The following is a 20,551-nucleotide window of genomic DNA, read 5'->3' on the forward strand; positions in this document are numbered from 1 at the left end:
GTGTTGCGCCCATACCGATTCGGTATCGGTGGAACTGTGCAATTTCACACCCCGCCAGTGTCTTTCGAGCCGAATCCAAAATTGTCCGGCCGGGTGCCGGGTAATGTGTAAAACCGTCATATCCGGCGAAACGGTCTCCGGTTGGCCGAACTCGGCCGCCCACCATAGAGCGTTCTCGGGTGTCACGGCACCTCGGGAATCGTTACTGTGCCTGCCGTGGTTACCGCATTGGTAGTGCTCGCAATCCTGATACTCGTTGCCTCCGTAGTCCATCTCGCCAGCCGCCCCCCGGAGGACCTGCGCCCCCGGAGAGCGCGGGCGCGGGTCGGCTCGGAGAGCTACTCCGACTGACCCGCACCACTCGCGGGCGATAGCACGACCACGGCAATCGGACGCTTCGTCAACTTCTGGTACTCGCTGTACCGGCCCTGATTCACAGCGTCCACCAACTCCCAGCGGCGCGCGTACTCCGTATCATCGGGCAGAGTGACCCGGGCCCGAACCGGAAACGCGCGCCGCCCGACTTGGATCTCACACTCCGGCCGCGACCGCAGATTCGCCAGCCACCCCGGCGGCCGCGGCGACCCGCCGTTCGAAGCGGTGACCAGATAATCCGCCCCGTCCCTGGCATAGGTCAGCGCCGACGTCCGCTCCAGCCCCGTCTTCCGCCCCACGGTCCGCAGCAGCAGGGTCGGATTCCCGAACAGCAACCGATGCCCTACCAGCCCGCCACTCTTCTCGTACAGCCACTGATGCGCCCGCAACGCCCGCACGAACAGCTCGGTCACGCGCCCTCCTCCGCTCCGACAACGCCCCCAGCCTAGCCAGGCCCCGGCACTCCGCGGCCTTCCCCGACCCGATCAACTGGCCCCCGCCACGCCGACCGGGTACCATCCCACACTTGCGACCTCAGGTTGCTGCCAGGGGCGGTAGCTCAGTCGGTTAGAGCCGTGGACTCATAATCCATTGGTCGTGGGTTCGAGCCCCACCCGCCCCACAGAGAAGGTCTAGGTCAGAGCCGGTGGTTTGACCGGGACGGGGAAGCGAAACACCTGTGGGATAGCAGTAGCCGAACGGCTATCCCACAGGCCGTTTTCGGGCCGCTTCCGTGACCGGGCCGGGACATATCGGCCGACCCCCGTTCGGGCACAACGACAACCGCCCTCCTCGCTCGGCGTGGGTAGGGCGGTCGGTGTCGATATCGTCGGCGCCGGTCCGGTCAGTAGGGCACGCCGACAAAGTCGGCAAGCTCGCGCATTTCCGGGGTGAGGGTGCGCCGCTTGTCCACCATCGTGCCCATGATGTCGCGGGCGTACCGCTGTTTGGTCAGCCACTCGGGCAGGTCCGTGCGTATCTGCTGAAGTATCCGCACCGCGTCGGCCGGGCGGCCGGTGGCGGCGTGTGCGGCGGCCACGTCGAGCCGGTGCCGGTTCCATACCCAGGGGAGCGGGTAGGCGGTGTTCTCCAGCCGCTCACCGATCACCAGGGCCACGTCCGGCCGGTCGACCACCATGGCGTTCTCGGCCTCGAGCATGGCGACCGTGAGCGGGCCGAAACTGTGGAGCAATCCGTCTTTGCTGTCGTGCTCGCCGTAGCGGATGCCCGTTGCGGCCATCTTGGCGAAGGTCAGCGCGTCGTCGGCTTCCCGGGGCCTGTTGTCGCGTACAGCGGTCGTGCTCACCCGTTGGAGCATCAAACCCCACCCGGCGAGTTCGTCACGGGACGCGCGCGAGATACGGCGCGGTTCCAGTTCATCGGCCCAGCGGGTCGCGGTCTCCCGTGCTTTCGCGAGGTCGCCTTGCCGGATGTAGCGCCAGCACTCCGCGTCCATCAACGGCACAGCGGCCCGCACGTCGGGCGCGTCGTCCAGTGCCAGCCGGAGCGCGGTGTCGGCGGCGTCGAACTGCCAGGACAGGACCATGGTCCACCCGACCATCTGGCGGATACGGCTACGCAGCGACCGGGCGGCGGTGTCCCCGCTGTCTGCCGCGCTCACCAGGTAATCGGCGTCGCGCAGCAACGGGACCAGCGTCGGGGCGAGTTGGGATAGCTTCCCGTGCCGGAACACCGGTTTTGCCTCGGCGAACGTGGCGGCCACCCCGGCGACGGTCGGCGGTTCCGGGGAATCGTCGGCCGCGTAGGTGCCTTCCAGCGCGCGGCGCACCTCGGCCCATAGTTCGATGTCCGAGGCGGCCGGTTCGGCGGCGTCCGGCGTGACGATGAGCGCGGACGTTTCCACGCGCAGCGCCACGGCCAACCGCCGCGCGGTCTCCGTCCGCACCCGCTCTTGTGTGCCTTGCTCTACTGCCCGGACGGTCGCGACGGACACACCCGAACGGTCTGCAAGCTCTACCTGTGTCAGGCCGCGCCGCTTACGAATGTTGCGCAGCCGATCCCCGAGTTCAGCCATATATCCAAGCTACGGCGAGCGGGGCGATAACGCAGGCTTTCTAGTAGTTGTGATTTCCCTACCCCTGAACTGCCATTGAGCACCGATACGGCCCGGTGTGACGCTTCCAGCGTGCCCCGCCGCCGGGCGTCGAGTCCTCGGCGGCGGGCGCAAGTCAGCGACCGCAGGGGACACAGGGACAGGGGCACCCGATGCGCAACCGGCCGACCGCACTCGGATACGTAGACCCGGACATCAGCACGTCTATGGCATGGGACCGGGCGCAGGTCCAACGTCTGGCGCGCCACCTCGGCTACCTGGTGATCTGGCCCGACGTGGCGTCGGTGCTTCCGCTGTTCGACCAGGTGCGCGCGGCCGACGTGGACGCGGTCGTCATGCCCGGGCCGCATCACCTCGGCCCGCTGGAGTTGAACCGAGTAATGGACGTCGCCGACGTGGAAACGGTGCTACCCCGCCTGTCCTTCGCGCGCTGGTCAGTACTGGTGGGCGGGCGTTGATCGCGCTCGGCCTGGTCGTGGCGGCCGGTATCCCGCTGGCCGTGCTGGTACTGGCCGTGGTCCTACCCGTACCCGGCGAGCGGCCCGCCGAGCGAGATAGGCACGGCGGCAACGACAGCCGCTAACGCCGGGCCCGTACCGCAAGGACCGTCGGCGGGCGGCGTCGAAGTGGGATGGCTTTGACCATCCCACTTTACGAACAACTCGCTCGGAACTGGCCCGGGGCGTCCACCGCCCTGCCACAACTGGAACTCGACACTCGCGTTGGGCAATACCGTTGCATCGTCCGGTAAGCGCCGGTGCGAGCACGCGATTCGAGAACCGTCAATCTCGAATTTCTCCGCTGTGCTCGTCCCCTGGTTGCGGAGCTGGTATGTGGACCCGGCCACCGGCTCGGTCTCCCAGTCGACCGCCGGGGGCTCGGACAGTTCCAGGGTTCGCGCCGCGATCCGGTTCGACTCCTCGGCGGCGTCCGCGCTCCGCTTGGCTTCCTGCGCGGCGATATCGGCGGCGTCGGCCGACTTCTCGCCTGCGGTCGCGGACCGGCTCGATTCGGTGAGTGCCTTGTCCGCGATTTCGGCTTGCTTGCGGGCGTATTTCAGTGCCCAGGCCGATATGCAAACGCTTCCGAATGCCGTTACGGCGGCAACAACGGCGATGATGTCCGAGGTTTCCATAGTGTGGACAGTAGGCATTCGTGTCGGCCGAGTGCCCCGGTTCCCAAATATAGAATGGAGAACCGGGGAGCGGGGGGTCAGCGCGGTGGTGTGCGCTGTCGGATGACGTGCCAGGTAACCATGTCGTCGGGCGCGTAAGTCCGCTCGCCGTGCGCGCCGAACGCGACGACTACCTTGCCGGATTCGAATTCCTGCCGGTACTGGGTTGCTTTGACGGCGCGCTTGCCCTTGGCCCGCTGGTATTCGACGTCGTCGATATCGACGAATACGCCGTTGCGGCCCAACTTGGTCCGGCCGACCGTTGCAAGGTCGGTCGCGGTGGTGGTGAACGTGTCAATGGAGTTCATGGGCAAAGTATGCGTACGAGACCCGACACAGTGCGCTAGGTCCGCTATACAGGGGTTTTAGCCGTAGGACCCGAACCGCCCGCGCGACAGCATCACCTCGGCCCGGTCCGCCCGCGTCGGGTAGTAGTCCGCGAGTTCCGCGCTGCCGCCGGTGAGGTCGGCGGACCCGGTGTGGTCGGCGTTCTCGCCTGCGCGGCCTACCCGGCCGAGCGCGTCGGTGTGGTGGTTCGGCCCGGTCGCCGGGCCGCTGTGTGCCCGCTCGGGGCGATATCGGCCCGGCGGTGGTACGGGTGCCGCTGGGCGGCCTGTGAGGCGTGGCGCGCCAACGACGCGGCGGTCCACTCGTCCGGTGAACGACTTCCAGCCGATGGGTATGAGACCGGTGCGGATCCGTAGGGTCCCGGAAAGTTCCGGTCTTCGACGTTTCCTGCGTTATTCGAGGTCGACGGCTGCCCTCACGGTGCCGTCCTCGTCTACCGGTGTCCCTGTCGGCAGCAGTCGTCGCGCGGCCGCGTTGTCGCCGGTGGTGACGGCGACGATCCGCCGGGCACCCGCCGCCGCGGCGGCGATGCGTAGTTCTCCGGCCACCGCTCGCCCGACTCCTCGACCGCGATGGGAGCGGCCGATCCAGACCCCTGCCTCGAACGAGTCGCCTCGGTACTCCAGTCGCGCCGCACCGACGGCCCGGCCGTCGACCATGATGACGTAGGTGAGTTCCACCGGCTGCTCGACGCGGAGCGCGCGGCCACGGTGGAAGTCCAGGAAAGCCTGCTTGCGCTGAGCGGTCCATCCCGGTTCCCCGGCCACCGGGGGCATGACCTCCGACGGATCGGCATCGGCCACGGCCGTCGCCAGCAGCGCTCCGAGATTGTGCTCGGTCAGCGGCTCCAGTTCGATCGACGTCGGGTTCTCGCGCACACCGGGAGGTTGCTGGTCGGGCACCGGACGTGTCAACGGAATTCCGGACGGGCCGTGGATCGAGCGGGATCCGAACCACCTGCTTCGAGGGTCAGTGGGCGGCCGGTAACCAGGTCCGGGCCGCGGTCACCAATGCACCGACGCCGATCGGCAGCGTCGGATCGATAACGGGGGCGTACCGGGGCGAGTGGTTGGAGGGGACGGTGAGCAGGGCGGGATCGGTCATATCGCCCGTGGTGAAAAGGGCCGGGTCCGCGCCGCCGAGCAGCCAGTAGGACAGCGGTGCGCCGGACCCGGTGGCGAAGATGCCGACGTCCTCGCTCCCGGCACCGGCTCCCGGATCGAGGATATTGTCCGGTCCCAGCCAGGACGCGAAGGCATCGAGGGTGCGGTGCAATGCGGCCGGGTCGTTGGTGACGACCGGGAAGCGTTCTATCTCGGTGATAGTGGGTTCCTCCGGCGCGCCGGCGGTGGCCGCTTCACCGCGCACGATGCGTTCGACGCTGTCCAGGATGCGCCGGCGTACGGCAGGGTCGTAACTGCGAATGTTCAATTGGATCTCGGCGTGACCGGGGATCACGTTCGCGGCGTCGCCGGCGTGGCTCGAGCCGACGGTGAGCACCGCGGTCGCGGTGCTCGGGATCTCCCGGGAAACGATGGTCTGCAGGCGCAGTACTGTCGCGGCGGCCAGCACGACGGGATCGACCGAGGCCTCCGGCATGGATCCGTGTGCGCCCCGGCCGATGATCCGCACCCGCAGCGAATCCGAACCCGCGTACGAGGGGCCCGGATGCCCGGCGATCTTGCCGGCCGGTAGCGGTGCCACATGCTGGCCGAGTACAACATCCGGCATCGGAAATCGGTCGAAGAAACTGTCGTCGACCATGGCCTGGGCGCCGGCGCCCAGCTCCTCGGCGGGCTGGAACACGAGCAGCAGGGTGCCGAGCCAACCGGAGCTGTCGGCGGCGAGTGCCTGGGCCGCACCCAGCAGGCAGGTGGTGTGCAGGTCGTGACCGCAGGCGTGGGCCACCGGGACGGTGCGGCCGTCCTCGTCGGTGACCGTGACGGTGCTGGCGTAGTCGAGGCCGGTGTCCTCTCGCACGGGGAGCGCGTCCATATCGGCTCGCAGCAGGGCGGTCGGCCCCGTGCCGTTCTTCAGGACGCCGACCACTCCGGTCCGTCCGACACCGGTGGTGACGTCGAACCCGGCGCCGCGCAGCCGGTCGGCCACGAGCGCGGCGGTGCGGTGTTCGCGGAACCCGAGTTCAGGATGCCGGTGGATATCCTTGTACAGATCCACGAGCGCCCGATCGGTGATAATGCCGCCGCCTGATGTGGTCACGGTAGTCCTCCGATGTTGTCTTCTGCTGGGCAGATGACCCGACCGACAAGGTCGTCCATGGAGCCGATACGCACGCGGAGCGATCTGCGCGTCCGTCCATTGTCCCATGCCCGACTGCCGGTGTTGATCGGATAGCGATCGACTCGTGCCGAATCGAGGCGGTGGCTTCCGGGCGTGTGCCCACCGCATGGCATAAGCTGTGGCCTCGGTAATACGAAATGCCCGTGTTCCTGCTTCCTCGCTCGAACAGGGATATCCGCATCATTCGATCCGATCTGCTGGATCGAAGCGTCACCGTTTTCCTGCTAATGGTCCGCTGACCAGCAGCGTCGTGCTGTGTCGGCGGTGATCGTATCTTTCGACTCGATAACTGCCCTGCATGAATCACACGCATGAAGGATCGGTATGAAGAGCGAAAAGCGTGCCTGGGTCGCAGTGTTGACAGGAACCCTCATCGTTGCCGGTGGCGGGGCGGTCGCCGCACCATCGGCATGGTCGGAACCGGCGTCGTTACAGTCGCAGGGCGCCGGGGGCGACATTCTCCGTGCCGAAGCGTCGCAAGTGGTGGTGTCCGCCCCCGGGATACCCGGCACGGTGCCGGCGAGGTCGACACGCCTCACCTATGCCAGCAGCGATCCCCATGACGCACCCACCACGGTGGTGGGAACGTATCTGGAGCCACTTGCGCCGTGGACCGGCCCGGGCGAACGCCCGCTGGTGGCGTATGCGGGCGGCACTCAGGGGCAGGGTGCCGAATGCGCGCCTTCGGCGATGTTGTCGCAGGTGGTCCGGTTCCAGCCGCCCGCGGATATTATCTTCGAATACGACGTCATCGCGATCTACCAACTGCTCGCGCGCGGTATGGGGGTGGTGATAACCGACTATCACGATCTCAACGCGCCGGGCATCCACAACTTCCTCAACCGCAAGACCCAGGGCTACGCGGTACTGGACTCCGCGCGTGCCGCGTTGCGTTTGCCCGAAACCGGGCTCGGCCCGACTTCGCCGGTCCTGCTCTACGGATACTCCCAGGGCGGAATGGCTTCCGCGGCGGCCGCCGAGCTGCAACCGAAATATGCCCCCGACCTGAATGTGCGTGGCGCCTACGTGGGCGGGCCCCTGGTGAGCCCCCAGGACTACATCGCGCACTTCGACGGCCGCCCCGGTGTCGGGACGGCCATAGCCTGGATCGTCAACGGTATCGCCGCCGACTATCCGGACACCCGTCCGGTGCTCGACGCCGCGCTCAACGACACCGGTAAGGCGATCATGAACGCCGCGATCGGCAAATGCGGCGGCCTGTCCAGCAGTTTCACGCAACCGCAGAATACAACGCAGTGGACCACCAGCGGATTACCGCTCACAGCCGTGATCGACGGTTCCCCGGAGCTGAAGAAAGCGTTCGATGAGCAGCGGCTCGGCGGGCTGGCCCCCGCGGTACCGGTCCGGATCTACTCGGCCCTGCACGATGAGGGAGCTCCGTACGCGGCCGTGCACGGTCTGGCCGCGAGTTGGTGCGGTGCCGGTGCGACCGTTCATCTGGACTCCGACGGTGGACTGCCCCCGATATCCGCCGGATTGCTGGGCACCCACGATGTGGCTTTCTTGCCGTCGCTGGCGACCTCACAGCAGTGGGTGACCGACCGTCTTGCCAACGTGCCGGCCCCCGTGAACTGCGCGGCCCTCCCATAGTTCGGCGGAGGCACCACCGCCTCCGGCACCCCGATACCCCGATCGGGCAGTAGACCTGCCGCGATCACGCATTCTCGGCTGAACACGTCCGCGTGTCTCGCTACCGTGCCCGGCGACGCTCGGTTCAGGGATTGTCTCTACCCGAACCGATCGACCGGACGTATCGAGATAGGCGGCGTTTCAGCGTTACCCCGTCTTCAGCTGTCGTACTCAATCGAGTTGCCGTGCGAGAGAGCGAAACGGATATGACACCTCTCAGACGCGAGAACGCGCGCGATCACAAACGCTATCTCTGGATTCTGAGCACCGTGGCACCCGGCTGCGCGCTACTACCGTCGCAACTGGTGCACCTCACCGGGCTCGCGCTCTTCTGGTGGATCGGTCCGATCCTCGTATTCGTGATCATTCCGGTGCTGGACATCGCCGTCGGCTGCGACGGAGTCAGTCCACGCGACGAAGACTACGAGGCCTTGTCCAACGACCGTTATTACCGCTGGTGCACGTTTCTCTTCCTGCCTATGCAGCTCATCGGTCTGGCCATTGCGGGATACATGTGGTCGGGCTCCGAACTGACGCTGGTCGACAAACTGGGGCTGACCGTAACTCTGGGTATTGTATCCGGTATCGGCATCAATGCCGCGCATGAACTCGGCCATCGGGTCGAACATTCCGAACGCTGGCTGGCGAAGATCGCGCTGGCGCAATCCGGGTACGGCCATTTCTTCGTGGAGCACAACCGCGGCCATCACGTCCGCGTCGCCACACCCGAAGACCCGGCGAGTGCCCGCTTCGGTGAACCACTCTGGGCGTTCATACCGCGCAGCGCGGTGGGCGGCTTCCGCTCGGCACTCGTCCTGGAACGGGAACGCCTGGCCCGCAAGGGAACGAAGTGGTTCAGCCGGCACAACCAGCTGCTGCAGGCGTGGTCGCTGAGCGTGGTGGTGCTCGGTTCGATGATTCTCGCCTTCGGGCCCGTCGTCATCCCCTATCTGGCGCTGCAGGCTGTGATCGGCATCGGGTTGCTGGAGACCGTGAACTATCTCGAGCACTACGGTTTGCTCCGGGCCCGCCGCGCCGACGGCCGGTACGAGCGGTGCGCACCACGCCACAGCTGGAACAGTGACCGTCTGGTCACCAATGTCTTCCTGCTCCACCTCCAGCGCCACAGCGACCACCACGCGAACCCCGGCCGCCGCTACCAGACGCTGCGCAGTTCCGACGAGGCTCCACAGCTGCCGTTCGGTTACGCCACCATGGTCCTGCTCGCCACTGTCCCGCCGCTGTGGCGTGCGGTCATGGATCCCCGGCTTCTCGCGCATTACAGCGGCGACACCACGCTCGTCAACCGAAAACCGCGAAAGTCCCGGAGCGGATCGTCGGGAAAGTCCGGAGACATACTGGTGTGACGGTCAACGGCTTCCGGGGCCTCGGTGAGCAGGTGGTAATCGGACAGCGCGTTCGGCGGGACTTCGGCCGGGAGGAATCAGTGCGCGAAGCGGGCGATCGCGTCGAGTACCGCGGTGCGCAGGGCGGGGCTGCCGGTGTGCCCGGAATCGTCGATGATCCGCAGTTCGGCGCCGGGCCAGGCACGGGCGAGTTCCCAGGCCGTGCGCAGGGGTGCGGACAGGTCGAGCCGGCCGTGGACGAGCACACCGGGGATGCCCGCGAGCCGGTGGGCGTCGCGCAGTAGGCTGCCATCCTCGAGCCAGGCGGCGTGGGCGAAATAGTGGGTGCAGATCCGGACGAAGGCCAACCGTGCCGCATCGGGTTTCGCGCTGTACTGGCCCGGTGTGCCGAGATTCTCGTGCGCGATCACCGCGTCCTCCCAGGCGCACCACCGCTGGGCCGCCGCCGCACGGGCCTCGGGATCCGGATCTTCCATCAGTTGCCGATACGCCTCGACCAGTTCGTCGTCCCGGACGCCGGCCGGGGCGCCGGCGCGGAACTGCTCCCATTCGACCGGCAGCAGCAGTCGCAGGCCGTGGTAGAGCCAGTCGATCTCCTGCGGCCGGGTCGTCGTCACCCCGACCAGCACGATCCCGGTGACCCGCTCCGGATGCCGTTCGGCGTAGGCGAGGATCAGCGTCGAACCCCACGAGCCGCCGTAGAGCAGCCACCGGTCGATACCCAGGTGTTCGCGTAGCGCCTCCATATCCGCGAGCAGATGCTCGGTGGTGTTGTGCCGCATATCGACCGCCGGATCCGCGGCGTGCGGGCGGCTCTCACCGCAGCCGCGCTGATCGAACAGCACGATCCGGAAGACCTCCGGGTCGAACCCGGTGCGCGTGCCGCGCCGACCACCGCTGCCGGGACCGCCGTGGACCATCAGCGCGGGACGGCCTGCCGGGTTACCGCTGGTCTCCCAGTAGATCCGGTTGCCGTCGCCCACGTCGAGCAGGCCCGAATCGTAGGGTTCGATCGCGGAGAAGGGTTGTGGAGATGCGGAAGCGGTCACGGAGCGCCACAGTAATGGTCGGCGAGCCGTGGCCACACGACGGAAACAAGGATTCGGAGGTATCCGCTGCTGTGAGTTGTGGAAGCGGAGGGTCAGCCGATCTCGAATACGATGAGCCCGGCTATCCGGTTGCCCGAGCGCGCGATGCGTGAGACCTCCGAGGTGGCGGCGCGGGGCGGGATCACGTGTGGCGCACGCAGGATGAGCGTGCCGGCGCGGCAGCGCAGCCGGGCATGACCCGCGGCCACCGTGTTCTTCACCCAGTTGGTCTCGCCGTGGAGAAGCACCACCGCGACCGTTGCCCCGCTGCGGAAGATACAGATCGGGGTCTCGTAGCGAATCCCGGTTGTCCGGCCGACGTGTTCGATCACGGCGCAGCCCGGGAGGGACGGGGCGATACGCCGCATCCACGGATTCACGAACTGTGTACCGAACCGGTCGATCCATTCGGGAAAGAAGCGCGGCAGGGAACTATCGGTGCCCGTCATCTCGTCGAGCATAGGTGCGGGTGAACCGGTGATCATCCTTCCGTAGGCGAGTCGCGCCGCTCCGCGGAATTCACGGCGGGCCGCGGACCGGACCTCGGCTCGCCGCCTGTTCGTCGGTGGTCTTGTCGCCGCGCACCGGCGATCCGACGCTGTAGACGCGCTGTTTCGCCGCGGAGGCCGGAATCAGACCGGGATGCCGCCGAGCGCGCCGAGGAAGCGCCAGGTCGCCAGTTCGTCCTCGGGGCCGCCGAGATCGGTCTGGGTGACCAGCAGTTCGGTCGCGCCCGCTTCCACATAGCGGCGCAGTTCTGCTTCGACCTCCGCTTCGGTGCCGATGACGGCCAGCTCGGCGGCGGTGGCGACACCTTCGCGGTCCAGGACCCTGCGGTAGGACGGGATGCGCTCGTAGAAGGCCATCTGTTCGGCGGCCCGGGCCCGGACCCGCTCGGGACGGTCGGTGACCACCACCGCGACCCCGGCGATCACCCGAGGCCGGGGCCGGCCCCCGGCCCGGGCGGCGACCTCGGCCCGCGGCACGATATCGCCGCCCAGCGTACGCGGCCCGGCGAGGAACGGCACGATCCCGTCGGCGAGTTCGCCCGCGGCGGCCACCGCCTGCGGACCCATGGCCGCAACGACGATATCGGGCCCGTCCCCGCCCGCCACCGCCGCCGGGAGCGGCGGTGCCGCGGTGACCGTCTGCCCGGTGAAATCGACCGTCCCCGTGGTGAGTACCGAGCGCAGGACGGTGAGGTACTCGCGCAACCGGCGGATCGGCCGCTCGGTGCGGATCCCGAACGCGGGACCTTCCAGGGCGGGCGCACCGAGGCCGAGACCGAGGGTGAAGCGGCGGTGGCCGGCGGCATGGGCGGTCTGCGCCTGGCTCGCGACCACGAGTGGATGGCGCGGGTTGATCGGGACCACCGAGGTACCGACGTGCAGGCCCGGAACCGCAGAGCCGACAACGGCCGCCAGCGACAGCGAATCGAAGTCGAAACGCTGTCCGAACCAGACGCGGTCGATACCGCTGCGCTGGAGCAGACGGGCTCGTTCGAGCACATCGTCGACGGCATTGGTGGCGGCGGGGCGGGGAGCGAGGGCGATTCCGATCGGTGCGCTGAGTGCCATAGTCGGCGCCAACACCCCGGCCGGTCGAACGTATTCCGTTTCGCTCACTCCGGACGGGAACGGCGACAGGGGCCGGGGGTACCGGTACGGTGACACCCGCGCCGCCGCGGTGGTCTATCGCGAGATGGTGACGGCGGCCGTCCCGGCCTTCCGGCCGCCCCTCAACCACAGTGCCGCACCGGGTTTACCTGCCTCGCGCCGGATCTGCCAGAGGGTGCCCTGCAGCTCGTGGACATGTGCGTCCCACAGTCCGGGACGTTCCCTGCAGATCGGCGTGCGCCGTGAACAGTGCGCTCACCTCGTACCCGGTCGCGGCCACCAAACCCCCTGCCGTGCAAGAACTCATCGCCGATCGTACAAAATCCCGGCGAAGGTGCCGGGTGGACGCCAGTTGATTTGGGAGGTACCGCGAACGCTGCGCGACAACGGCCCTCGAACGGGCCCGGCGATGGTTCGTCGGCGACCGTGCCATGGGCAGGACGGCATGGATGTGCCCGGTAGCCGGGCCGCTCCGTGATCCGAAGGGGGGATTACGGAGCGGCCCGCGGGCGCGGTGCGCGATCATCCGAATCACGGTGAGCGCAAGGCTGCCGATGCCCCGGCCGGCGCCATATCGTCGCATGGTGATATCGCGCAACAGGTCTCGACGGCATCTCAAGACGGTCACCGGGGTCAGCGGCGGTACCGATATCTACGCGGCGGCGGTGGACCCGGGCCGGTCGACGCTCGACACCGCGATCGCCGTCGCGAAGATCGCCGAGGAGCACAGGTTCGATGCCCTCTTCGCGGCCGATCTGCTCGGTTTCGGCGCACAGGGGGCCATCGGCGCGCAGGAGCCGCTGATCTACCTCTCGGCATTGAGTTCGGTGACCACGCATATCGGCCTGATCGCCACGGTCACCACCACCTTCCACCACCCGTACAACCTGGCCCGGTTGTTCGGCACCCTCGATCATGTGAGCAACGGCCGGTCCGCCTGGAACGCCGTCACCTCGTCGCTGGGCGAGGAGAACTACAGCGATCAGGAGTTGCCCGGGCCGGAACAGCGTTATGCGCGCGCGGCGGAATCGCTGGAAGTGGTACACGCCCTGTTCGATTCGTGGGGTCCGGGTGCCCTCACCTCGGACGGTCGCGGTGGCGCCGTACTCGATCCGGCCCGGGTGCGCCCGATCGATCACCGGGGTGAGCATTTCACCGTGCGCGGTCCGCTGAACATTCCGCCGCTGCCGCAGCGGCGCCCGGTACAGTTCCAGGCCGGCCAGTCGGCGGGCGGGATCGAACTCGGCGCCCGTTTCGCCGAGGCGGTGTTCACCTCGCTCACCACTCTCGACGACGCCCACGCGTACACGGACAGGATCCGGGCCCGCGCCCGGGAACTGGGGCGGCCGGCCGGATTGCCCTATATCTTCAGTTCCTTCCACGCCACCTATGGCGCCACCGAAGCGGAGGTCGCGCGGCTGCTCCGCGAACAGGAGGAGTCCTTCGACTTCGAAGCCGGTCGCCGGCTGCTCGCGGATATGCTCGGCGGCGGGGTCGATCTCTCAGATCTACCGCTGGACCGGCCGCTTCCGGAAACTTCGCTGCCCGCGGTCGATTCGGTGCACCGCAGACGCGGGCGGGTAGAGATCTTCGCGCGTCTCGCCGGGTCCGGGCGCACGTTGCGCGAGCTGATCCTGGAAGCACGGCACACCGGTCACTGGTCGGCGGCCGGTACGCCGGAGCAGTTGGCCGATGCCATCGAGGAGCGGTACCGCGCCGGAGTTCTCGACATCATCTCGCTGGGTGGCCTGGACGATCCCCGCACCCGGGATTTCGTGACGGGCGGTCTGCTGCCCGAACTACGCCGCCGCGATATCGTCGGTTCCGACTATCTCGGCGCCACCTTCCGGGAGAATCTGGAGCTGCCGCCGCTACCGGAGGCCGATACCGAGCGCCTGGCGGGATAGAGTGCGCGGGAGCGGGTGGACGGCCGCTCAGAAATAGCGGACCGCGACATACGCCCAGGCCAGTACACAGCTGAGCGCGGTGACGACGATGCCGTACCTGGTGAACTGCCAGAAGGTGATCCGGTGCCCGGCCCGGCGCGCGATATCGAGGGCCACCACATTGGCGCTCGCGGCGACGGCGGTGCCGTTCCCGCTGAAGTCCGCGCCGAAGGCGAACGCCCACCACAGCGCGCGCCCCTGGCCGTGGTCGGAAGTCTGTTCGACCAGGCCCTCGACCACCGGGGCCATGGTGGTCGTATAGGGGATGTTGTCGATGAACGCGGCCACGACGGCGGAACCGAAAACCAGCACCGCCGAGGCGAACAGCGGATTGTCACCGAACGCGGCGACGGCGGCATCGCCGAGGAGCTCGATCACACCGGTGTGCACGAGACCGGCGACCATCACGAACAGGCCCATGAAGAAGACCAGGGTGCCCCATTCCACCTCACGCAGGATGTCACCGATATCGAGCCGGGAGATCAGCACCATGGCGCCCGCGCCGAGCAGCGCGATGATCGACGGCGCCACGTGCAGCATCGAATGCAGGCCGAAACCCACCACAACCCCGGCCAGTACGAGCAGTGCGCGGGTCAGCAGGCGCGGGTCGGTGATGGCCCGCCTCTCCTGTAGTGCCGCCACCGTCTCGATGTGCTCGGAGCGCATCCGCAGATGTTTGCGGAACAGCCAGCGGGTGAACAGCACGAACAGTGCGAAGATCACGGCCACGGCCGGGGCCATGTGCAGCAGGAAATCATTGAAGGTCAGGCCGGCCCGGCTGCCGATGATGATGTTGGGCGGATCGCCGACCAGGGTGGCCGCGCCACCGATATTGGCGGCGAGCACCTCGGCGATGAGGAACGGTTGCGCGGCGAAACCCAGCCGCCCGCACACCACGATGGTGACCGGCGCGACGAGCATGATGATGGTGACATTGTCGAGCAGCGGCGAGGCGACGGCGGTGATGATCATCAACATCACCATCAGCCGGAACGGGTTGCCGCGGGACCGTTTCGCGGCCCAGATGGCGAGGAAGTCGAACAGGCCGGTCTGCTTGATGACGCCGACGATGATCATCATGCCCAGCAGCAGGAAGATCACATTCCAGTCGATACCGACATGCGCGTTGTAGAAGACCTGCTCGCCCGGCACCAGACCGAGGACGGTCATCAACCCGGCCGCGACCAGTACGACCTTCACCTTGTCCGCGCGTTCGGTGGCGATGAACCAGAACGCCCCGACGAATACGACGACCGCCAGGATCTGGTTCATCGGCGCACCTCCCCTCGGCCCGGCGGCTCAGTCGTCGGGCCCGGCGACGGCCAGGCTGATCAGTAGTCGTTCGAGGGTGATGCCGCCGACGAGGGTGCGCGTGCGGTCCACCACCGCGACCAGGGGGCTGTGCCGCTGCGCCATGAGGGCCGCGATCTCCAACAGGGTGGCGTCCCGGTGCACGACCGCCGGGCGCGGCGCGTGTTCGGGCAGGCAGTCGCCCACGGTCAGATCGCCCAATTCGCGCCAGAACAGTTCGGCGTGCAGTTCGTCGATGGTGCGTGCCAGCGCGGGATCGTCCTGGTAGGAGCTGGGGATGGCCAGCCGCAGCACCTGGGTGCCGGGCAGGACCGCTACGGGCCGGCCGGCCGCGTCGACGACGATGAGGCCGGGCAGCCGGTTCACCACCATCAATCGCATGGCCTTGGCGACGGGGTCGCCGGTGCGAACGGTCGGTAGCTGGACCGCGATCTCGTGTGCTTGCATCGGATGGTCCCGTCGCGCGTGCGGGGAGAGAGTTGTCATGACCGGTTCCTGTCGCCGGTGAACTGGTCCATCAGCCGTTCCAGCCGGGCCACCCGGTCGGGCAGCGGGCTGCTGTGCAGCAGTTCGGCGAGCTGATCGGCTTCGTCCGGGCCCAGCGCGATGGAGTGGACGGGTTCGTCGCGCGCGGTGTGGTAGACGTGGATATGTTTCGCACCGTCGGTACCGGACACCAGCGCGAACCGGTCACCGCTGCGGGTCAGCAGGTGGTGCACGGTGCCCTGGCCCGGTATGGTGCCGCGGTCGATGTCCACGTCGAACGCTCCTCCCGCAGCCGGTTTTCTCGGCTCCCAGTTTCGGCGCCCGGCGGTATCACCGGCCATCGGTGCCGCCACCCATCTCCGGTGACCGGGGTTGTGTAGGGGCCGGCGTGAAAGATGGGTGTCACGCCCCATGGACAGCCCGCACACCGGCGTTCACACTGAGGTCATGGACCGTCCGGATACTGGATACGGCCTGTTCCGGCGGCATACCCGGACCCCGGCCGATGCGCTGTTCCGGCGGATCTTCCTCATCAACGGTCTCGTGTTCACGCTCGGCACCCTGGTGCTGGCGGTCTCACCGGCGACCGTGTCGTCCCGGGTGCGGCTCACCGAGATACCGGTGCTGGCGGTCGGGCTGGCGGTGATCCTCGCGGCCAACGCCTTCCTGCTGCGGTCCAGTCTGGCTCCGCTGGATCAGCTCATCGTCTCCATGCGGCGGGTGGATCCGCTGCGGCGCAGCGGCCGGCTCGACGAACGCGGCAACGGTGATCTCGCCCGGGTGATCGACTCGTTCAACGCCATGGTCGACCGGCTCGAATCCGAACGCGCGGCGGCCAGTGCGTCCGCGCTGGCCGCGCAGGAGGGCGAGCGTCGGCGGATCGCGCGGGAACTGCACGACGAGATCGGCCAGAGCCTGACCGTGGCGCTGCTGTCGATGAAGCGGGCCGCCGACCGCGCCCCCGCCGATGTCGTCGACGTCCTGCACGGTGCCCAGGAGACCGTACGCGCCTGCCTGGACGAAGTGCGGGGAATCGCGCGGCGGTTGCGGCCCGATGTGCTCGACGATCTCGGTCTGTCCAGCGCCCTGAGCGCGCTGTGCAGCGAATTCAGCTCGACGGCCGGTATCAGTGTGACCCGCGATGTGGACCGGAAACTGCCGCGGCTGGACCCCGATATCGAACTCGTCTGCTACCGGGTGGCCCAGGAGAGCCTGACCAATATCGCCCGGCACGCGGGCGCCCACCGGGTCGGGCTGAGCCTGCGGGTGCACGGCGATTCGCTAGTGCTGCGGGTCGGCGACGACGGTGGCGGCGGAGTGGCCGAGGACGGGGCCGGTATCCGGGGAATGCGCGAACGCGCACTGCTGGTGAATGCCACCCTGACCATCGAGTCGCCGCCGGGGCGCGGCACCGAGGTCTGCCTGTGTATCCCGCATCGAGGCGAAAGGAGTACGCCGTGACGAACCCGGCTGTGGCCCGCGTCCTGCTCGCCGACGATCACGCACTCGTCCGGTCCGGGTTGCGGTTGATCCTGGACGCCGAACCCGATCTCACGGTCGTCGCCGAGGCCGCCAACGGTTACGAGGCGGTGCAGCAGATCGGACACGTGCCCGTCGACCTCGCGATCCTCGATATCGCCATGCCGCGGATGACCGGGATCCAGGCCGCACGCGAGATCCACCGCGCCGCCCCGCAGGTGCGGATCCTCATGCTGTCGATGTACGACAACGAACAGTATTTCTTCGAATCGCTACGGGTCGGCGCCTCCGGCTATGTACTGAAATCCGTGGCCGACCGCGATTTGCTCGAAGCCTGCCGGGCGACCCTGCGCGGCGAGTCCTATCTGTATCCCGGCGCGGTGAACTCCCTGATCCGCGACTGGTTGCAGCACGCCGACCGCGACGAGCCCCTGCCGCACAGTCTGCTCACGCCGCGCGAGGAGGAGATCGTCAAACTGGTCGCGGAGGGCTATTCGTCGCGCGAGATCGCCGGTGACCTGGTCATCAGTGTGAAGACCGTGGACCGGCATCGGGCCAATATCCTGCAGAAGCTGGGTTTACGTGATCGGCTGGCGCTGACCCGCTATGCCATCCGCGCGGGGCTCATCGAGCCGTGAACGTTCCCCGGCCGCGCGCGGCCCCCACGGCAGCAGGGCGGCACTGGCCGGTAGCGCCAGCGCCGCCACGCCGATTGCCGCGCGTACGCCGATCGCGGTCGCGAGCACACCGCCGAGGGCGATGAACGCCGGCTGGACGCATCTGGCGCTGATGGACCAGGCGGTGCCGACGCGCACCATATGGTCATCGGCGGTGTGGTTCGTGCGGTAGGCGGCGAACACCGGGTTGAACACGCCGGCGCAGAAGAGCAGCAGTGTTTCGGCGACCAGGATGACGGTGAGCCCGAGCGGCCCGGGTCCGGCGAGCACGAGCAGGCCGGGCCAGCAAGTGCGCAGCGTGCCGGATCCGAGCAGGACAGTGTGTGTACCGAACCGGGCGACGAGCCGCGGGGCGCACCAGGATCCCAGTAGTCCGCCGAGCCCCGGCACCCCGAGGGCCAGCCCGTACTGCCATGGCGGGAAACCCAGTTCGCGCAGCATGAACAGCGCCAGCAGGGGCGAGATGAGCACCAGCGAACCGCCGAAGAGCATGGCATTCCAGAACAGCCGGTGCAGGGTGGGATGTGCGAAGAGATAGGCCCAGCCGGCGCTGATCCCGGCCGGGGTGCGACGGCTGCCTTCCCGTCGCGCGGATGAGGTTTCGGGGGAGCGGATCCGGCGGATACCGAGCGCTGACACCAGATGCCCGAACGAATCGACGATCAGGGTGGTGGTCGTCCCGAATGCCGTGACGAGCAGTCCGCCGATCGGCCCGCCCAGCGTGGTCGCGGTCCAGAAGGTGGTCTCCAGCCGGCTGCCGGCTCGAACTCGTTGCCGTTGCGGGACGAGGGTTTTGAGGTGCGCGTCGCGCGCGGCGTTGAAGACGACGGCGCACAGGGTCTGTACCGCCGCGGTCACGCACAGGTGCGCGTAGGTGAGTGCGCCGAACCAGGTGGCGATCGGCACCGAGATCAGCGCGGCGCACGCGGTGATGCCCGCACCCGTCATGATGGAGCGTTTGCGCCGGAACTCGAGGAACGGGCCGAGCGGGAGCGCGATGGCGGCCGCGGCGACTCCGGCACCCGCGGCCATCAGGGAGACCTGGAGATCGGAGGCACCGACCAGCAGGATCGCCGCCAGCGGAAGCGCACCCGCGCCGATGGCACTTCCCGTCTGACCGGCGGCGAACGCGCTCCAGAGCCGGTAGAAATCGGGCGGGAGCCGCCCGGCGGTATCCGGCCGGGGATTGGCGGGTCCCTCGGGCCGACGGGCACCGGTTCGCATCGTCCGATGGTGCCGTACCGTAGGGCGCGGTGGGAATTCCGCGAATCATCGTGTCTCGGCGGCGGTCGGCTCCGGGGAGAAATCGTCCAATCCGTTCGTCCGGGTGTTGTGCGCGGCCCGGATACGCCACTCACCGTAGTGCCGGACCAGGACGAGGGTGATGAATCCCTGCCGGTCCTCGGCGGTCGCCGTGCCGGGCAGCACGTGGCCCGGCCAGCTCCAGCGGGTGTGGACGAGCGCGACGCCCGGTGCGAGTTCGTCGATCGCCACGATCTCCTGGGTGTAATCGCGCTTCTGCGCGACAACGGACTCCGGTACGTCCAGATGGCACCGGATGTTCGCCTCACGTGTCCGCCACCAGATCCCGCGGTGGGTGATGAAATCCGAGTCCTCGGTGAAATACTCTCCCCACTGCCGCATTTCGTGGCGCACCCACAGTTCGGTATGGGCGGTCAGGGTGGCTCTGATACTGCGCTCGTCTTCCGCATGCATACCGACACTCTGGAACCTCAACGTTTGTTGAAGTCAAGACCGCGGTTCGGGATCCGGGCCGCAGGGCTCATATGAGTCGCTGTTCGGCGATCGGCGTACTCAGCGAAGTGTCGTTGATCTCGAGATAGAGCTGGCGCTCGGTCACCGACACGGTGACCGTGTTACGGCGTTCGAAGGCCGCCGCCGCGGCCTCGACGAAGGGCCGGTCGAAAGAGACGAGCGGGATGTCGGTGGCGTGATGGATCCGTTTGCCGGACAACTGAGCCAGCACCTTGACCGGGTCGCGATGGGTGTACACCGCGACCCGCTCGGCGCGTTTGCTGCCGCGATGCACGCGGTCGGCATCGGGGGCCCCGACCTCTATCCACCCGGTGATCCGGCCGGTGAGATCGCGGACCAGTACCGCGGGTTCGTCGGTGGACGAGACGCCGCCGTCGCTGAAGGTGATGCCGTCGGTGTATTCGAGGCAGTAGGCCAGCAGCCGGGTGATCAGGAATTCCGTGGTCTCCGAGGGATGCCGAGCCATCCGCAACTCCAGTTCCTGGTACACACCCCGGTCGATATCGGACAGGTGCAGGGTGACGGTGTGCAGAGTCGCGCCGGTAGCCATAGGACGATCAGCCTAACGAACGCGGGGTCGGGCGAAGGCCCTGCCCGGTTTTGCACTCGGCCAAAGCCGAAGGGAGGTGCGTAGGGGAGCGCGGCCGCGCGAAGCCGGCGGTGTGGGTGCAGACACCGGGAATGCTCCCGTCGATCCGAGTGTTCTTGTGCAGTGTCACAAATACGCCGGAACTCGAACGTCTCGTGAATCAGCGGCGTCGCGGCCCGGGCGGTGTCGAACCGGATGGCCGGAGAGGTTATGTCTTGCGGGTACGGCCGGTTGCGCAGGCGGCGGTAGCCCCGGCCACCGGGCCGGGGCTACCGCCGTCGTGCGGATCCGCTG

The 20,551-nt window shown here is 67.9% G+C and carries 21 protein-coding genes and 1 tRNA gene; 7 read left to right on the forward strand and 15 right to left on the reverse strand.

What is annotated here, in order from left to right; genetic code table 11:
- Positions 1 to 338: 338 nt before the first annotated feature.
- Positions 339 to 788: a nitroreductase family deazaflavin-dependent oxidoreductase gene (locus ACQPYS_RS07010; protein WP_063037696.1), complete on the reverse strand. Its 450-nt coding sequence runs from the start codon at positions 786 to 788 to the stop codon at positions 339 to 341.
- A gap of 135 nt (positions 789 to 923) precedes the next feature.
- On the opposite strand from ACQPYS_RS07010, the gene ACQPYS_RS07015 reads away from it, so the two are divergent.
- Positions 924 to 997, forward strand: a tRNA-Ile gene (locus ACQPYS_RS07015).
- 222 nt (positions 998 to 1,219) lie between these two features.
- Here the strand turns inward: ACQPYS_RS07015 and ACQPYS_RS07020 are convergent.
- Positions 1,220 to 2,410 carry a helix-turn-helix domain-containing protein gene (locus ACQPYS_RS07020; protein ID WP_433492042.1) on the reverse strand — a complete coding sequence of 397 codons (1,191 nt, stop codon included), beginning with the start codon at positions 2,408 to 2,410 and terminating at the stop codon, positions 1,220 to 1,222.
- 191 nt (positions 2,411 to 2,601) lie between these two features.
- Between ACQPYS_RS07020 and ACQPYS_RS07025 the strand changes: the two genes are divergently transcribed.
- On the forward strand, positions 2,602 to 2,907 hold the full coding sequence (locus ACQPYS_RS07025; protein WP_433492043.1) for a hypothetical protein: 306 nt from the start codon (positions 2,602 to 2,604) through the stop codon (positions 2,905 to 2,907).
- 62 nt (positions 2,908 to 2,969) lie between these two features.
- Here the strand turns inward: ACQPYS_RS07025 and ACQPYS_RS07030 are convergent, their stop codons facing one another.
- From ACQPYS_RS07030 to ACQPYS_RS07045, 4 genes are all read right to left on the reverse strand, one after another.
- Positions 2,970 to 3,584: a hypothetical protein gene (locus tag ACQPYS_RS07030; RefSeq protein WP_433492044.1), complete on the reverse strand. Its 615-nt coding sequence runs from the start codon at positions 3,582 to 3,584 to the stop codon at positions 2,970 to 2,972.
- A gap of 77 nt (positions 3,585 to 3,661) precedes the next feature.
- Positions 3,662 to 3,931: a hypothetical protein gene (locus ACQPYS_RS07035; RefSeq protein ID WP_433492045.1), complete on the reverse strand. Its 270-nt coding sequence runs from the start codon at positions 3,929 to 3,931 to the stop codon at positions 3,662 to 3,664.
- Positions 3,932 to 4,363: 432 nt separating this feature from the next.
- The gene (locus tag ACQPYS_RS07040) at positions 4,364 to 4,849 is read right to left on the reverse strand and encodes a GNAT family N-acetyltransferase (RefSeq protein ID WP_433492046.1); all 486 of its coding nucleotides are present in this window, start codon (positions 4,847 to 4,849) and stop codon (positions 4,364 to 4,366) included.
- Between the two features lie 91 nt (positions 4,850 to 4,940).
- Positions 4,941 to 6,191 (reverse strand): amidohydrolase, encoded by a 1,251-nt coding sequence (locus ACQPYS_RS07045; protein ID WP_433492047.1) that lies wholly within the window; start codon positions 6,189 to 6,191, stop codon positions 4,941 to 4,943.
- 405 nt (positions 6,192 to 6,596) lie between these two features.
- On the opposite strand from ACQPYS_RS07045, the gene ACQPYS_RS07050 reads away from it, so the two are divergent.
- Positions 6,597 to 7,883 carry a lipase family protein gene (locus tag ACQPYS_RS07050; protein WP_431938637.1) on the forward strand — a complete coding sequence of 429 codons (1,287 nt, stop codon included), beginning with the start codon at positions 6,597 to 6,599 and terminating at the stop codon, positions 7,881 to 7,883.
- A 245-nt stretch (positions 7,884 to 8,128) separates the two neighbouring features.
- Positions 8,129 to 9,289 carry an alkane 1-monooxygenase gene (locus tag ACQPYS_RS07055; RefSeq protein ID WP_433492048.1) on the forward strand — a complete coding sequence of 387 codons (1,161 nt, stop codon included), beginning with the start codon at positions 8,129 to 8,131 and terminating at the stop codon, positions 9,287 to 9,289.
- Between the two features lie 77 nt (positions 9,290 to 9,366).
- On the opposite strand, the gene pip is transcribed toward ACQPYS_RS07055, so the two are convergent.
- From pip to ACQPYS_RS07070, 3 genes are all read right to left on the reverse strand, one after another.
- Positions 9,367 to 10,338 (reverse strand): prolyl aminopeptidase, encoded by a 972-nt coding sequence (gene pip / locus ACQPYS_RS07060; RefSeq protein ID WP_433492049.1) that lies wholly within the window; start codon positions 10,336 to 10,338, stop codon positions 9,367 to 9,369.
- A 92-nt stretch (positions 10,339 to 10,430) separates the two neighbouring features.
- On the reverse strand, positions 10,431 to 10,826 hold the full coding sequence (locus tag ACQPYS_RS07065; RefSeq protein ID WP_431938634.1) for a nitroreductase family deazaflavin-dependent oxidoreductase: 396 nt from the start codon (positions 10,824 to 10,826) through the stop codon (positions 10,431 to 10,433).
- Between the two features lie 183 nt (positions 10,827 to 11,009).
- A complete protein-coding gene (locus tag ACQPYS_RS07070) occupies positions 11,010 to 11,954 on the reverse strand; it encodes a TIGR03564 family F420-dependent LLM class oxidoreductase (protein WP_433492050.1) in 945 nt (314 codons plus the stop codon).
- 620 nt (positions 11,955 to 12,574) lie between these two features.
- On the opposite strand from ACQPYS_RS07070, the gene ACQPYS_RS07075 reads away from it, so the two are divergent.
- A complete protein-coding gene (locus ACQPYS_RS07075; protein ID WP_433492051.1) occupies positions 12,575 to 13,900 on the forward strand; it encodes an NtaA/DmoA family FMN-dependent monooxygenase in 1,326 nt (441 codons plus the stop codon).
- 27 nt (positions 13,901 to 13,927) lie between these two features.
- Here ACQPYS_RS07075 and ACQPYS_RS07080 read toward each other — a convergent pair whose 3' ends face one another.
- Genes ACQPYS_RS07080 through ACQPYS_RS07090 form a run of 3 tightly spaced genes read right to left on the reverse strand, consistent with a single transcriptional unit; the run spans position 13,928 to position 16,008 of the window.
- Positions 13,928 to 15,211 carry an SLC13 family permease gene (locus ACQPYS_RS07080; protein WP_433492052.1) on the reverse strand — a complete coding sequence of 428 codons (1,284 nt, stop codon included), beginning with the start codon at positions 15,209 to 15,211 and terminating at the stop codon, positions 13,928 to 13,930.
- Positions 15,212 to 15,238: 27 nt separating this feature from the next.
- Positions 15,239 to 15,736, reverse strand: a complete 498-nt coding sequence (locus ACQPYS_RS07085) for a CBS domain-containing protein (protein WP_431938631.1) — start codon at positions 15,734 to 15,736, stop codon at positions 15,239 to 15,241.
- On the reverse strand, positions 15,733 to 16,008 hold the full coding sequence (locus ACQPYS_RS07090; RefSeq protein WP_063037969.1) for a hypothetical protein: 276 nt from the start codon (positions 16,006 to 16,008) through the stop codon (positions 15,733 to 15,735). Before ACQPYS_RS07090 ends, ACQPYS_RS07085 begins: the two co-directional genes overlap by 4 nt.
- Before the next feature lie 175 nt (positions 16,009 to 16,183).
- Between ACQPYS_RS07090 and ACQPYS_RS07095 the strand changes: the two genes are divergently transcribed.
- Together ACQPYS_RS07095 and ACQPYS_RS07100 are read left to right on the forward strand one after the other, a co-directional pair.
- Complete coding sequence (locus tag ACQPYS_RS07095; RefSeq protein ID WP_433492053.1) at positions 16,184 to 17,197, forward strand: histidine kinase; 1,014 nt, start codon at positions 16,184 to 16,186, stop codon at positions 17,195 to 17,197.
- Positions 17,194 to 17,853, forward strand: coding sequence for a response regulator (locus ACQPYS_RS07100; protein WP_084481161.1), 660 nt, complete (start codon positions 17,194 to 17,196; stop codon positions 17,851 to 17,853). Before ACQPYS_RS07095 ends, ACQPYS_RS07100 begins: the two co-directional genes overlap by 4 nt.
- Here ACQPYS_RS07100 and ACQPYS_RS07105 read toward each other — a convergent pair.
- The 3 genes from ACQPYS_RS07105 to ACQPYS_RS07115 all read right to left on the reverse strand — a co-directional run bounded on the left by ACQPYS_RS07105 (position 17,794) and on the right by ACQPYS_RS07115 (position 20,218).
- Entirely contained in the window at positions 17,794 to 19,116 is a 1,323-nt protein-coding gene (locus ACQPYS_RS07105; RefSeq protein WP_433492054.1) for an MFS transporter, read from the reverse strand. The two genes, ACQPYS_RS07100 and ACQPYS_RS07105, sit on opposite strands and share 60 nt — an antisense overlap.
- Before the next feature lie 45 nt (positions 19,117 to 19,161).
- Positions 19,162 to 19,608 (reverse strand): SgcJ/EcaC family oxidoreductase, encoded by a 447-nt coding sequence (locus ACQPYS_RS07110; protein ID WP_433492055.1) that lies wholly within the window; start codon positions 19,606 to 19,608, stop codon positions 19,162 to 19,164.
- Between the two features lie 67 nt (positions 19,609 to 19,675).
- Positions 19,676 to 20,218, reverse strand: a complete 543-nt coding sequence (locus tag ACQPYS_RS07115) for a YaeQ family protein (RefSeq protein ID WP_433492056.1) — start codon at positions 20,216 to 20,218, stop codon at positions 19,676 to 19,678.
- Between the last annotated feature and the right edge of the window lie 333 nt (positions 20,219 to 20,551).

The sequence above is a fragment of the Nocardia grenadensis genome (assembly GCF_050942415.1).
Taxonomy (GTDB): domain Bacteria; phylum Actinomycetota; class Actinomycetes; order Mycobacteriales; family Mycobacteriaceae; genus Nocardia; species Nocardia grenadensis.

Bases quoted from the DNA above. Each gene is read 5' to 3' on its own strand.
- ACQPYS_RS07020 (WP_433492042.1), bottom strand. From the start codon at position 2,410: ATGGCTGAACTCGGGGATCGGCTGCGCAACATTCGTAAGCGGCGCGGC.
- ACQPYS_RS07055 (WP_433492048.1), top strand. From the start codon at position 8,129: ATGACACCTCTCAGACGCGAGAACGCGCGCGATCACAAACGCTATCTC.
- ACQPYS_RS07065 (WP_431938634.1), bottom strand. From the start codon at position 10,826: ATGACGGGCACCGATAGTTCCCTGCCGCGCTTCTTTCCCGAATGGATC.
- ACQPYS_RS07075 (WP_433492051.1), top strand. From the start codon at position 12,575: ATGGTGATATCGCGCAACAGGTCTCGACGGCATCTCAAGACGGTCACC.
- ACQPYS_RS07050 (WP_431938637.1), top strand. From the start codon at position 6,597: ATGAAGAGCGAAAAGCGTGCCTGGGTCGCAGTGTTGACAGGAACCCTC.
- ACQPYS_RS07080 (WP_433492052.1), bottom strand. From the start codon at position 15,211: ATGAACCAGATCCTGGCGGTCGTCGTATTCGTCGGGGCGTTCTGGTTC.
- ACQPYS_RS07115 (WP_433492056.1), bottom strand. From the start codon at position 20,218: ATGGCTACCGGCGCGACTCTGCACACCGTCACCCTGCACCTGTCCGAT.
- ACQPYS_RS07025 (WP_433492043.1), top strand. From the start codon at position 2,602: ATGCGCAACCGGCCGACCGCACTCGGATACGTAGACCCGGACATCAGC.
- ACQPYS_RS07070 (WP_433492050.1), bottom strand. From the start codon at position 11,954: ATGGCACTCAGCGCACCGATCGGAATCGCCCTCGCTCCCCGCCCCGCC.
- ACQPYS_RS07085 (WP_431938631.1), bottom strand. From the start codon at position 15,736: ATGACAACTCTCTCCCCGCACGCGCGACGGGACCATCCGATGCAAGCA.
- ACQPYS_RS07110 (WP_433492055.1), bottom strand. From the start codon at position 19,608: ATGCATGCGGAAGACGAGCGCAGTATCAGAGCCACCCTGACCGCCCAT.
- ACQPYS_RS07105 (WP_433492054.1), bottom strand. From the start codon at position 19,116: ATGCGAACCGGTGCCCGTCGGCCCGAGGGACCCGCCAATCCCCGGCCG.
- ACQPYS_RS07035 (WP_433492045.1), bottom strand. From the start codon at position 3,931: ATGAACTCCATTGACACGTTCACCACCACCGCGACCGACCTTGCAACG.
- ACQPYS_RS07030 (WP_433492044.1), bottom strand. From the start codon at position 3,584: ATGGAAACCTCGGACATCATCGCCGTTGTTGCCGCCGTAACGGCATTC.
- ACQPYS_RS07095 (WP_433492053.1), top strand. From the start codon at position 16,184: ATGGACCGTCCGGATACTGGATACGGCCTGTTCCGGCGGCATACCCGG.